The sequence below is a fragment of the Arenimonas malthae CC-JY-1 genome, assembly GCF_000747075.1.
Taxonomy (GTDB): Bacteria; Pseudomonadota; Gammaproteobacteria; order Xanthomonadales; family Xanthomonadaceae; genus Arenimonas; species Arenimonas malthae.
In genome coordinates, this window is sequence record NZ_AVCH01000157.1 from 18645 (window position 1) to 30226 (window position 11582).

General features: G+C 70.1%; 14 protein-coding genes. 6 read left to right on the forward strand and 8 right to left on the reverse strand.

Annotated features, from left to right (window positions below):
• Positions 1 to 29 precede the first annotated feature (29 nt).
• Genes N790_RS08035 through N790_RS08050 form a run of 4 tightly spaced genes read right to left on the reverse strand, consistent with a single transcriptional unit; the run spans position 30 to position 3240 of the window.
• On the reverse strand, positions 30 to 1097 hold the full coding sequence (locus N790_RS08035) for a DUF1615 domain-containing protein (protein WP_043802977.1): 1068 nt from the start codon (positions 1095 to 1097) through the stop codon (positions 30 to 32).
• An 11-nt stretch (positions 1098 to 1108) separates the two neighbouring features.
• Positions 1109 to 1795: a lysoplasmalogenase gene (locus N790_RS08040; protein WP_043802979.1), complete on the reverse strand. Its 687-nt coding sequence runs from the start codon at positions 1793 to 1795 to the stop codon at positions 1109 to 1111.
• A complete protein-coding gene (locus tag N790_RS08045) occupies positions 1795 to 2724 on the reverse strand; it encodes a M14 family metallopeptidase (protein ID WP_043802980.1) in 930 nt (309 codons plus the stop codon). The genes N790_RS08040 and N790_RS08045 overlap by 1 nt, the downstream gene beginning before the upstream one ends.
• A gap of 21 nt (positions 2725 to 2745) precedes the next feature.
• The gene (locus N790_RS08050; RefSeq protein WP_043802982.1) at positions 2746 to 3240 is read right to left on the reverse strand and encodes a CIA30 family protein; all 495 of its coding nucleotides are present in this window, start codon (positions 3238 to 3240) and stop codon (positions 2746 to 2748) included.
• A gap of 182 nt (positions 3241 to 3422) precedes the next feature.
• Here N790_RS08050 and N790_RS08055 point away from each other — a divergent pair, with 182 nt between their 5' ends.
• Positions 3423 to 3779, forward strand: coding sequence for a DUF1428 domain-containing protein (locus N790_RS08055; RefSeq protein WP_043802984.1), 357 nt, complete (start codon positions 3423 to 3425; stop codon positions 3777 to 3779).
• Between the two features lie 75 nt (positions 3780 to 3854).
• Positions 3855 to 5852: a tetratricopeptide repeat-containing diguanylate cyclase gene (locus N790_RS08060; protein WP_043802986.1), complete on the forward strand. Its 1998-nt coding sequence runs from the start codon at positions 3855 to 3857 to the stop codon at positions 5850 to 5852.
• A gap of 6 nt (positions 5853 to 5858) precedes the next feature.
• Here the strand turns inward: N790_RS08060 and trmY are convergent, their stop codons facing one another.
• From trmY to N790_RS08075, 3 genes are all read right to left on the reverse strand, one after another.
• A complete protein-coding gene (gene trmY, locus N790_RS08065) occupies positions 5859 to 6452 on the reverse strand; it encodes a tRNA (pseudouridine(54)-N(1))-methyltransferase TrmY (RefSeq protein ID WP_043802988.1) in 594 nt (197 codons plus the stop codon).
• Between the two features lie 71 nt (positions 6453 to 6523).
• Positions 6524 to 7321 (reverse strand): cytochrome c, encoded by a 798-nt coding sequence (locus N790_RS08070; protein WP_156970004.1) that lies wholly within the window; start codon positions 7319 to 7321, stop codon positions 6524 to 6526.
• Positions 7322 to 7392: 71 nt separating this feature from the next.
• Entirely contained in the window at positions 7393 to 7992 is a 600-nt protein-coding gene (locus tag N790_RS08075; protein WP_043803018.1) for a short chain dehydrogenase, read from the reverse strand.
• 95 nt (positions 7993 to 8087) lie between these two features.
• Here N790_RS08075 and N790_RS08080 point away from each other — a divergent pair, with 95 nt between their 5' ends.
• From N790_RS08080 to N790_RS08095, 4 genes are all read left to right on the forward strand, one after another.
• Positions 8088 to 9005: a LysR family transcriptional regulator gene (locus N790_RS08080; RefSeq protein WP_052385800.1), complete on the forward strand. Its 918-nt coding sequence runs from the start codon at positions 8088 to 8090 to the stop codon at positions 9003 to 9005.
• Positions 9006 to 9081: 76 nt separating this feature from the next.
• Positions 9082 to 10065, forward strand: coding sequence for a GlxA family transcriptional regulator (locus tag N790_RS08085; RefSeq protein WP_052385801.1), 984 nt, complete (start codon positions 9082 to 9084; stop codon positions 10063 to 10065).
• Complete coding sequence (locus N790_RS08090; RefSeq protein ID WP_043802992.1) at positions 10062 to 10649, forward strand: RBBP9/YdeN family alpha/beta hydrolase; 588 nt, start codon at positions 10062 to 10064, stop codon at positions 10647 to 10649. The genes N790_RS08085 and N790_RS08090 overlap by 4 nt, the downstream gene beginning before the upstream one ends.
• 3 nt (positions 10650 to 10652) lie before the next feature.
• Positions 10653 to 10970 (forward strand): cupin domain-containing protein, encoded by a 318-nt coding sequence (locus tag N790_RS08095; protein ID WP_043802995.1) that lies wholly within the window; start codon positions 10653 to 10655, stop codon positions 10968 to 10970.
• Positions 10971 to 11087: 117 nt separating this feature from the next.
• On the opposite strand, the gene N790_RS16595 is transcribed toward N790_RS08095, so the two are convergent.
• On the reverse strand, positions 11088 to 11582 hold a 495-nt coding region (locus tag N790_RS16595), incomplete at its 5' end, for a DUF6988 family protein (RefSeq protein ID WP_211251973.1).

Consider the following 11582-nt stretch of genomic DNA (forward strand, 5'->3'; position numbering starts at 1 on the left):
ATGCCCCTGTCGAAAGTCGGGGGTCGCCCTCAGCGCGCCAGGCACTGCCGGTAGCGGCCGTCCACGCGGGTGGCGAACCAGGCGGTGCTGAGTTCGCGGGTGATCTTGGGGCTCTCGAGCTGGATGCCGGGGATCATGGCCCGGGGCAGCGGTTTGCCGGCCTTGGCTTCGGCCAGTTCGAACACCTGCCGGAACAGGTCGCTGTCGTTGAAGTCCAGGCGCCGGCCGAAGGACAGCGCGTCGCGGATCCCGCGTTCGTCCATGCCCAGTTGCGGCGCGAGCGAACGCACCGCGCGCTCGGTTTCGCCGGGGCGCGACAGCGGTGCGCCGGGCGCCAGCAGGTCGCCGTCGAGCGCCAGCCTGCGGCCGCTGGCGATGGCCACGGCGTTCTGGAAGGCCGCGTTGCGGCTGGCGTACCAGCCTGCGTTGAAATCGGCGAAGCGGTGCACCTTGCGGGTGTAGGGCGTGTCGTAACCCAGCAGGTGCCGGATGCCGAAATACATGCCGCCGCGGCGCGTGAACACCTCGCGGCGAACGCTGCCCGCCATTTCATACGGGTAACCTTCCGCATGCGCTTCGGCGAAGGCGATCGACACCTGCATGGGCCCGCCGGTCTGCACCGGGTTCCAGCCTTCGAACAGGCGCTTGCCCAGCGGTACGCGGCCCACCAGGTCCTCGAAGATGTCGCTCAGCTCGCGCTCGGTGCGAACCGCGGCCAGGCGCTCGTCGTAGCTGCGACCGTCGGTGGACGGCAGCTTCAGCGCGGCATTGAGCGCGAACAGCGGGATGTGTTTCGCCTTCGCGCGGCGCTCGAGTTCGGCACGCGAAACCTTCGCCAGGTTCGGCACCACCGGGTCCGCCACGTAGCCCGATTCCTGCTCCAGCACGGCCAGCACCGCGCAGATGTTCTCCGGGTTGGGCGTGATGGCCTGCGCCTCGAAGGCCACCTGGATGTCGGTGGCCCAGCCGGCGCGGTCGGCCACGTTCGCCGGGATGCGCCGCTCGATGTCCCGGCGCACCTGCGCCGGCGTGGGGCCCGGCGGCGTGGTGGCGCAGGCGGCCAGCAGCAGGAGCGGCAGGGCCAGGACCCAACGCATCGGCGCCCGCTTCACGCGCCCTGCCCCACCGGCCGCGCCACCGAACGCGCGATGCACCACAGCGACGCGTAATACGTCGCCAGCACCCACAGCAGCGCCAGCGGCAGGCCGCCGCGGAAATGATTCCAAGCCAGCAGCGAATCGCTGAGCACGAACAGCGCGCCGCCCACCGCGGCCAGGCGTGATGGACCGGCCAGCGCGCCGTCGCTGCGCAGCGACCCGGCCCGTGCCGCCGCCAGCGCGGCCATCAGCACCAGCACCGCCACGTAGGCCAGCACCGGCCCGCGCATCGCGCCAGGCACGTGGGGCCACAGCAAACCCACGTTCACGGCGGCCAGTACGGCATACGCGGAAACCGCAAGCGCATTCGCCCGCGCACCGCCGCCCGGCCACAGCGCCACGATGAAACACAGGTGCGCCAGCAGGAAGGCCACCAGGCCGCCCAGGAACAGGCCCTGCGGCAGCATCAGCAGCACGTCGCCCGCCAGCGAGAACACCACGCCCAGGGCAATCGCGCGCTGGTAACGCACCGACACCGCCGGGCTCGCGCGCAGCACCCACGCCAGCACCATCAGCGTGGCCAGCGGCTTGCAGGCGTAATGCAGCCAGAGCCACGGCCCGCCCAGCAGGCCGCCGGCGATGGCGCCGGCCACCACCAGGGCGAGCAGCGCTGCGTGGCGGCCGGGGGCGGCGGGCATCAGCCGGCGTGCGCCAGCGCGTAATCCAGCGCCGCGCGCACCGCGGCCACCTGCGCGGCGTTGCACTGCTCGGGCGAGGCGCGCGGGCTGTCGGGGTACACCTCGGTGGTGCTGCGGAAGCGCGCGCGGGTGACGCTGGCGCACAGGCCCAGTTCGCGGCACGGGTAGTTGATGACGCCGTGCGCCACCACCGGCGAACCGATGATCTCGCCCTTGGCGTCGGCCGGCGCGATGTGGGTCACCTTCGCCACGCCGGCGATGATGGCCTGCTGGAAGTCCGGCTGCGGGTCTTCGCCGTCGCCCACGGTGTAGAAGCCGTCGGGGATTTCGCCGGGCTCGAAGGGCTGGCCGTCGCGCGCGGCCTTGGCGGGGCGGAATTCGCCTTCGTCGCTGTCGGTGGTTTCGTGCAGGTCCATGTGCACCAGGAAGGCCTCCTTCAGCGGCGCCACCAGTGCCTTGAGCATGGCCGATTCGGCGGCCTTGCCGTCGTCGCCGAACGAGCGGTTCGGGTCGATGGCCTCGGCGTTCCAGCGCTGGATGCGCTCGTAGGCCCAGGGGCTGACGCAGGGCACGATGAGCAGGTTCATGCGGCCCGCGTAGTCGCCCGCGTGCCGTTCGGCGAACTGCAGCGCGCCGTGCACGCCGCTGGTTTCGTAGCCGTGCACGCCGCCGGTGACCAGCGCGCAGGGCAGGCCTTCGCGCCAGTCCTTGCTGCGCAGGGCGAAGACCGGGAAACGGCCGTCGGGGCCGGCGTCGAGTTCGCCGTACTGCTGCACGTCGAACTGGGCGCGCAGGCGGTCGATGGCCGTAAGCACGTCGTCGGCGTAGCTGCGCTGCTTCACCTGGCGGGCGCGCCAGGCGGCGCGTTCGGCGGCGCCCCAGGGCTGGCCCGGGGTGCCGATGGGATAAAAAGTGGTGGGCGTATTCATGCCCCGCACTTTATCACCGGCTTATTCCAGCGCTATCCAGTCCACGTCCAGCTGGAACGGCCCCTCGCGCTTGTCGCCCAGCAACAGGCCCAGTTCGCGCACCCGGGCGGGGTCCATGGGCGGCCCCTGCAGCGCCACGCCGCGCACGCTGGGGCGAAGCCCGGCCAGCGGCACCCGCACCTCGGTCCACTGCCCCGCCACGGTGGGGAATTCCCCGCCCCAGGACACGGTGATGCCGCGATAACTCGCGTCGGTGGCCAGGCGCAGCTGGTAGGTGCGGCCGTCGCCGCGCACGCGCAGCACCACGGCGCTGGCGCCGCTGAAATCGAAGCTCCGGCCCACGGTGCGCACCGAGGAAAAACCGCCGTTGTTCTCCAGCGAAAGCACCCCGCTGAAGCGCAGCGTGCCGCCGGCCACCTCGGGCCCGCCCTGCGAACGGCCGCCCATCACGCCGTCGTTCACCGCCACCCAGCGCGGCTCGTCGGCACCGGCGTCGAAACGGAGCAGGGTTTTCATCGGCGGCTCCGGGGTAGCTTGGGCGGGTCCGGCCAGCAGGAGGGCCAGGACACAGGGGCGGACGAAGGACATCGCGGCGGCCTGGAAGTTGTTCAGGGCTGCATTGCATCCCGCCCGGCGTGGGTGGTGCGTGACGGCCCCCGGGGGTAGGCTTGGCTTTCCCCCCGGCAGGAGAACACGCCATGGCCTACATCGACGGTTTCGTCTTCGCGGTGCCCGCCGCCGACAAGCAGGTGTTCATCGATTTCGTGCACAAGTTCGACCCGCTGATGCTGGAGTTCGGCGCCACCCGCGTGGTGGAGTGCTGGGGCGACGACGTGCCGCACGGCAAGCAGACCGACTTCTACCGGGCCGTGGAAGCCAAGGACAACGAAGTCACCTGCTTCGCCTGGATCGAATGGCCCGACAAGGCCACCCGCGACGCCGGCATGAAGAAGATGATGGAAGACCCGCGCATGGACCCCAAGGACAACCCCATGCCCTTCGACGGCAAGCGCATGATCTTCGGCGGCTTCCAGCCGGTGCTCGACATCCGCTGAGCCCCGGTTGCGGTCCCCGCCCCGCGTGGGCAATGCTGCCCCCGGGGAATCACGCTTCAACCAGGGGACCAGGTAATGAAATTTCCGACACGACTTCGTGCCGCCCTTTGCGGTGCGCTGCTGGGCGCCCTGTGCCTGGCACCGGCCGCCCTGGCCACGCCGGCCGCGGCCCCCGCGGCAACGGCGGAAGCCCCGGCCCTGTCCGGCGCCGAACAGCTGCGCGCGCTGTTGGCCGAGCGCCGCTTCGACGAGGCCAACGCGCTGGCCGAGACCCTGCTGGCCGACCCCGGCCTGGCCCCGGCCAGCGAAACCGAAATCCTCACCGTGTGGATGAAAGGCCTGTTCATGGCCGGCAACCTCACGAAAATCCCCCAGCTCGAACCCCGCGTGCAGGCCCTGGCCGCGCGCGACGAACTGCCGGCCGAAGCCCGCGCCAGCCTGCTGCACCAGCTGATGTCGCTGTACACGCGCGTGCCGCGCTTCGCCGACGCGCTGGTCGTGCTGGGGCAGATCGAAACCCTGTTGGGAGACACGCCGAGCCGGCCGCTGCTCGACGCCCTCAGCGCCAAGGGCGCCGTGCACGCCATGCAGGGCCAGAACGCCGAGGCCATCGAGGCCCTGCATCGCGCCGAAAAGCTAGGCCAGGCCCTGGGCCTGCCCGAAGACCCCAACCTGATGCGCAACCTGGCGGGCCTGTTCATCGGCCTGGGCGAGTTCGAGCGCGCCATCGACTACGCCAAACGCGGCGAAGCCGCCCAACGCGCGCAGGACCCGCCGCCGGCGCCGCCCGTGCGCAAGGGCATGCTGTCGGTGCTGGCCACGGCCTACATCAGCGCCAAGGATTTCGAGCAGGGCAAGCGCTGGTCGGAAACCGCCATCGCCTTCGGCCGCGAGCACGGCCTGCCGGTCACCGCCGAACTCAACAACTACGCCACCCTGCTGCGCGACTCCGGCCGCCAGGCCGAGGCATTGGCGATCTACCGGGAGCTGACGAGCCAGGTGGCGCCCACCGACGCCCCGGAAATCCGCGGCGTGCTGGAAAAGAACATCGGCGAAACCCTGGTGGCCCTGGGCCGCCGCGCCGAAGCCGCCGGCCACCTGCAGGCCGCGCGCGAGCTCTACGAAACTGCCGACGTGCGCCCCAAGCGCCTCGAGCTCTACCCGGTGCTGATCGACAACCTCGAAGCCCTGGGCCGCCACGCCGACGCCCTGGCCGCCCTGCGCGAATTCAAGGCGCTGAGCGACGAAACCATCACCGCCGAATCGCAGACGCGCATCGGCCAGCTCGAAAACGCCATCGACCTCGAGCGCAAGGAAAAAGCCCTGGCCGAAGCCCAGGCCGCGAACGAACTGCAGCGCGCCGCCAACGAAGCGCTGCAGGCGGAAAAGGCCCGCGCCCGCGCCATCAACCTGGCCCTTGCCGCCAGCCTGGTGGCGCTGGCCGCGGTGCTGGCCCTGCTGTGGCGCACCTACCGGCTGCGCACCCGCGCCCACCGCACCATCGAAAGGCAGAGCCGCGAGGACGCCCTCACCGGCCTGGGCAACCGCCGCAGCCTGCTCGAAGCCATGGCCGAACCCGCCACCGCCGGCGGCCTGCTGGTGATGGCCGACCTGGACCACTTCAAGGCCATCAACGACCAGCACGGCCACGACACCGGCGACCGCGCCCTGCGCCTGTTCGCCGACGCGCTGCGCGCCGTGGCCCGCAACGACGACCTGATGGTGCGCTGGGGCGGCGAGGAGTTCGTGTGGGTGTGCCGCAACACCGACGCCAGCAAGGGCCCACAACTGTGCGACCGCCTGCTTCGCCAGCTTCGCGAGAACCCGCTGGACGTGGACGGCAAGCCGCTGCCGGTCACCGCCTCGCTCGGCTTCGTGCCCCTGCCCGTCTGGCCCGGCACCGCCACCGACTGGGACGCGGCGCTGCGCATCGCCGACTACGCGGTGTACTGCAGCAAGGACGCCGGCCGCGCCGCATGGACCGGCTTCGTGGGCGAAGGCGGCCCGGGCGAAGCAGGTGCGGCACCGGCCGTGCTGGAACAGCAAGGCAAACTCAGGCGCGTGGGCGCCTGACGAACCTCAGCGCTCGTCGAGTGCGTGGTGGATCAGCACCACGCACTGCGACGCGAAGAGCATCTTCCGCCCCAGCGAAATGCGCTTCGTGCCCAGGCGGTCGAGCGTGTGGAAGGTGTTCTTCGGCATCGGGATGTGGTCGGTGAGCAGGAAACACGGGCGGCCTTCGAAGGCCTGCTCGCGGATGGGCGTGCCCTTGGGGTCCATCACGAAGAGCTGGTGGTCGGCCGCCAGCTCCTGCACCAGCTTCTCGAAGCTGATCGTGCGCACCGTGACGCCCGACTCCACCGGCCGCGTTTGATCCTTGCCCATGCCGCGCGACGCGTCGAGCGCCGCAGCCACCTTGCCCAGCAGCGCCCGTTCGTCGAAGCCGCCGATCGAATGCATGGCATTGGCCTCGAAGCGAACGGTGCGCGAAAAGTCCTGCGTGCTTTCCAGCACCAGGTACACCACCACGTCGGGCCGGTGCGACTGCGCCACAAAAATGGCGTTCATCAGCGTGTGCGCCAGGATTTCCGGGTGGGCCTCCTGGCCGATGGCGGCCAGCAGCTTCTGGCTGTCGGTGGGGGCGGCGCGGGCGCGCAGGACGAAAGTTCGCATGGGTGGCTGGATGGGGAAAAACGAAAGGCGACGTTACACGAACAAGCGCCCGGGTTCCTCAGCCACACCGCTCACCGGCTGTCGAGATAGTCCTTCAGCGCCTGGATCTCCGCGTCGGTCATCGCGTTGAAGCGATAGGCGGCCACGCCGCTCATCAGGCCGCTGGCCGATTTCCCGCCGGACAGCACCTCGCCGGTGCGCATGAGCCTGGCGAACTGCTCGTCGGTGTAGGCCTTGGCGATGGCCAGGGGCGGGGGCGCGCCCGGGTCGCCAAAACCGTCGAGGTCCCAGCCATGGCACTCGCTGCAGGTGGTCAGGGCCAGGTGCCGGCCCAGGGCCAGCGGCTCGATGGGCGGCGCTTGCGGCGGTGTGTTGCCGGGCGTGGGCTTGAGGTCGGCCAGCCACGGGTGCGTGCCGTCGCTGATCAGCTTTGTCAGTTCCGCCGACCACTGGCCCGGCGGCAGCGCCGTGTTTTCCACCGCTGGCAGCGCGCGCAGCCAAGCGTCCAGGTCGCGCACTTCGCGCTGGCTCAGGTGCTGGAAACTCTGGATGGGCATGCCCCAGGGCGCGTGGCCGTCGTGGGTGCGGCCTTCGTGCAGCAGTGCCGCCAGCGACGCCCGGTCGGGATAAAGCGTGCGGCGCTGCGTAAGGTTGGGCGCCACGATGCGCCCCTGCTGCGTATCTTCCATGAAGACCTTGCCGCTGCCGCCGGCACCATGGCAGCCGTCGCAGCCCACGCGGCGGGCCACGCGGGCACCTTCCCTGGCATCACCGGCAACGGGCGCAGTGGCTTGGTCCGCCGCCATCGGCGTGGCCGGCAACGCGGCCAACAAACCGATGGCGAACAGCCGGCAACGAAGCTGGGACATGGCGAGGTCTCCCCGGGGCGCGAATGGCCCGGCTTCGAAAAGGCGAACGCACCCCGGGAACCTCGCCGGCCTCAATGCACCGCGTACACCTTGCCCGTCTCCCCGCCTTCCACCGAACGCGCGTAACCCAGCGCCACGCGTGCGCCCGGAACGGGCTGGAAGCCGCGGAAGAAGGGGCCCAGGTCGTCCATGGATTCCACCAGCACGCCCGGGCTCACGGCATTAATGCGCAGGCCGCGCGGCAGTTCCACCGCGGCGGCGCGCACGAAGCCTTCGATGCCGCCGTTGGCCAGGCTGGCGGCGGCGCCGTAGGCCACCGGGTCGTGGTTGAGCACGCCGCTGGTGAGCGTGATCGAACCGCCGTCGCGCAGGTGGCGCTGGCCGATCAGCGCCAGGTTCACCTGCCCCATCAGCTTGTTGGCCAGGCTGAAGGCCCACTGCTCGGGCGTCAGGTCCAGCAGCGGCGCCCAGCCCACCTGCCCGGCCGCGGAAACGATGGCGTCCACCGTGCCCAGCTTCGCCAGCGCGGCTTCGATGCTGTGGCGGTCGGCCAGGTCCAGGCGCAGGTCGCCGCCCTTGCGGCCGGCCGTGACCAGTTCGTGCCGGCCGCCCAGTTCCGCCGCGACGGCGCTACCCACGGTGCCCAGGGCACCCACCAGAAGAATCTTCATGTTTGGCTCCTTGTCGGCCGGATTGGCCTCGGGGAGCAATCTAATGACTTCCGTTACTGGCTTAATCTGGGCAAAGCTGGCTAATCTGTTTCCCCATGGAAACAAACGCCCAACGCTTCCACGAAGCCCTGGCCCTGCTCACGGTGGCCGAAACGGGCAGCTTCACCCGCGCCGCCGAGCAACTGGGCATGTCCAAGGCGCAGGCCAGCAAGCTGGTCACGGCGCTGGAAACCGCGCTGGGCGTGAAGCTGCTGCACCGCACCACCCGCCGGGTGGCGCTCACCGAGGCCGGCCGGCTGTACCTGGATTTCGCCCGCCAGGCCCGGCAGGCGCTGGGCGACGGCGACCGCGCGGTGTCCGCGGTACGCACCGAGGTGGACGGGCTGATCCGCCTCACCGCGCCCACCTCGCTGGGCGACGGTTTCCTGGTGGACCTGCTGGCCGACTTCCGCGCGCTCTACCCCGCCGTGCGCTTCGACGTGGACCTGAGCATCGGCACCCGCGACCTGGTGGGCGAAGGCTTCGACTTCGCCATCCGCATGGCCCGCACGCTCGACCCGAACCTGGTGGCGCGCCCGCTGGGCGTGATGCGCGAGGCCATCGTGGCCAGCCCCGCCTACCTGGCCGCGCACGCGCCGGGCGGCCTGCAGGAACCGATGCAGCTCGGCGCGCTGGAAGCCCTGCGCAACCGCAACTTCCGCGACGAAGGCCGCTGGCTGCTGCAGCGCGGCGACGAAACCGTGCTGGTGCCCGTGCAGGGCAACCTGGCCATCAACCACTTCATCGGCCTGCGCCGTGCGGCCCTGCTGGGCCAGGGCGTGGCCCGCCTGCCCCGCTACCTGCTGCGCGACGAACTCGAGCGCGGCGGCCTGGTGGAACTGCTGCCCGACTGGCAACTGCCGGCCACGCCGGTGTCGCTGGTCTACCCCAGCCGCGAACACCTGCCGCAGCGCGCGCGGGTGTTCCGCGATTTCGTGATGGCCTGGATAGGGCGCGGGGGCGTGCTGGACTGAGGCTCCGCGACAAGATGTCCGAAACGGACAATACTGCGTCCGAACGGCCATTCGTTCGCAGCGCATCATTGCCGCCATGAGCCAGCCGCGGAACATCGCCATCCTGCTTTACCCGGGCTTCGACCTGCTCGACGCCACCGGCCCGGCGGCCGTGTTCGACGCCGCCCGCGACCGCGACGCGCGCGCCGACTACCGCCTGACGCTGTGCGCGGCCGAAGCCGGCCCGGTGCGCAGCAGCAGCGGCCTGGCCCTGCTGGCCGAGCGCGCATTCGCGCCCGGCCCCGCGAAGATCCACACGCTGGTGGTTCCCGGCTGCACCAATCTGGCCGCCGCGATGGCCGACGAGGCCCTGCTCGGCGCCATCCGCCGGCTCGCGAACCGTTCGGAGCGCGTGGTGTCGATCTGCACCGGTGCCTTCCTGCTGGCCGCCGCCGGCCTGCTCGACGGCCGCCGCGCCACCACGCACTGGCGCTATGCCGCCGACCTGGCCCGGCGCTTCCCCACGGTGAAGGTCGAGCCCGACGCGATCTACCTGCAGGACGGCAACGTCTGGACCTCGGCCGGCGTGAGCGCCGGCATGGACCTGGCGCTGGCGCTGGTGGAAGCCGACCACGGCCAGGCCCTGGCGCTCGACACCGCGCGCGCCCTGGTGGTGTACCTCAAGCGCCCCGGCGGGCAGAGCCAGTTCAGCCTGCCGCTGCAGGCGCAGTCGTCGGAACACGCCACGCTGGACCGCGCGCGCCAGGCCATCCTCGACCGCCCCCACCTGGCCTGGTCGGTGGCGCAGCTGGCCGAGCGCGCCCTCGTTTCCGAACGCCACCTGCGCCGCCTGTTCAAGCAGGAGCTGGGCATGAGCCCGCGCGAATTCATCCAGGGCACCGTGCTCGAGCGCGCGCAGCGCATGCTGAGCGACGGCGACGCCACCGTGGCCGACATCGCCCGCCGCTGCGGCTACCTCAGCGCCTCGTCCTTCATCCGCCGCTTCCAGGCGCGGCTGGGCGTGAGCCCCATGGACTACCGCGCGCGCTTCCAGTCACGCGGCGGCGCGACGAAGCCATGACACTGCGCGCCATCATCGCCCACTGCTGGACCGGCACGCCGCAGGCCGGCTGGTACCCGCAGGCCGCGCGTGCGCTGGAAGACCTGGACATCCGCACGCAGGTGCCGGCGCTGCCGGACACCGATGCGCCGACGCTGGAAGACTGGCTGGCCGCCTTGTCCGCCGCCATCGGCGACGCGGACGACACGCTGCTGCTCATCGGCCACAGCCTGGGCGCCGTGGCGCTGCTGCACTGGCTGGCGCGCGCCGAACCCACGCGGCGCATCGGCGGCTTGCTGCTGGTGGCGCCGCCCATCACGGCCACCGGCATCGCCGAAGTCGACACCTTCCTTGCGCCGCCACCCGACCTGGCCGCCGCCGGCCAGCGCGTGCAGCGCAGCGAAGCCATCGTGTCGCTGGCCGACAGCTACCTGCGGCCGGACCCGCTGCAGCTGTCGCGCCGCCTGCTGGAGGAACTGGGCGCCCAGGTGCGCCTGGTGCCCGACCGCGGCCATTTTTCGCCGGCCTCGGGCCACACGCCGCTGCCCGAACTGCTGCACTGGGCCCGCAGCTTCCTGCCCACCCCACCCCCACCCCGGAACTGAGCCATGGACCTGATAGACGCCACCCAATTCACCGCCGACCGCGCCTGGGGCAGCCTGCCCCTGATGAGCATGGGCGACTACCGCGCGAAGCTGCACTGGACCGACCAGCCGTTCGAATGGCACGAAAACGACGGCGAGGAGTTGTTCGTGGTTCTCGATGGCGTGGTGGACATGCACTACGCGAGCAGCGAGCACGAGGCGCCGCGGGTGGTGGAACTACGGCCGGGGCAGATTGCCGTGTTTCGGGCAGGGGATTGGCATGTGGCGCATCCGCGGGATGCGGCGCGGATTCTAGTCGTCGAGCGGACTTGCTCGATGTGACAAATAGACCGACTTGCGCGATCCACCCCAAACGAAAACCAGCATCGAAATAGACCGCAGCGCTCTAGAAAAGACTAAGTTTTCAGGGCATCTTGGAGCATGGGCATCATGAGAAAACTAACAATCGACGCACTCTACTCCACGACCGCCAATGCCCAATAGAACTTGCGCCTCCTCATAGAGGCGAGACCCCATTTCCAGATCGTCAACAAGGGCCGGCCACTCGAGCAGCGTCATGACCGCAGCAAGGTCAGCCAATCGCAGCGACTCCGCTATCAGATCGTCTGGGTACTTTGCAACAACCCCCTCCCTATGAATCCGATAGCGAAGATGCTCAAACCCACCATGCACCATGCCATTCATCCGCTTAATTAAGGGCCTCAGCACATTTAGCATTGGCGCGTCGGAAAAATGACCTCGATCCAGATCTTGGATCATCTTCTCCAATCCAGGCGACAGTCGATTCCTTGCGAGCTCCAGAAGATGATCGCCTGACGCAACCCTAAAGAGCCAGATCGTCCAGATACACGCCTCATAAGTTGGTCGCACCAAGGCCAATAGCGATGATCTTCTCCCTTCTCGCGCCAAGGACAAGATCGCACCGTGATGCTC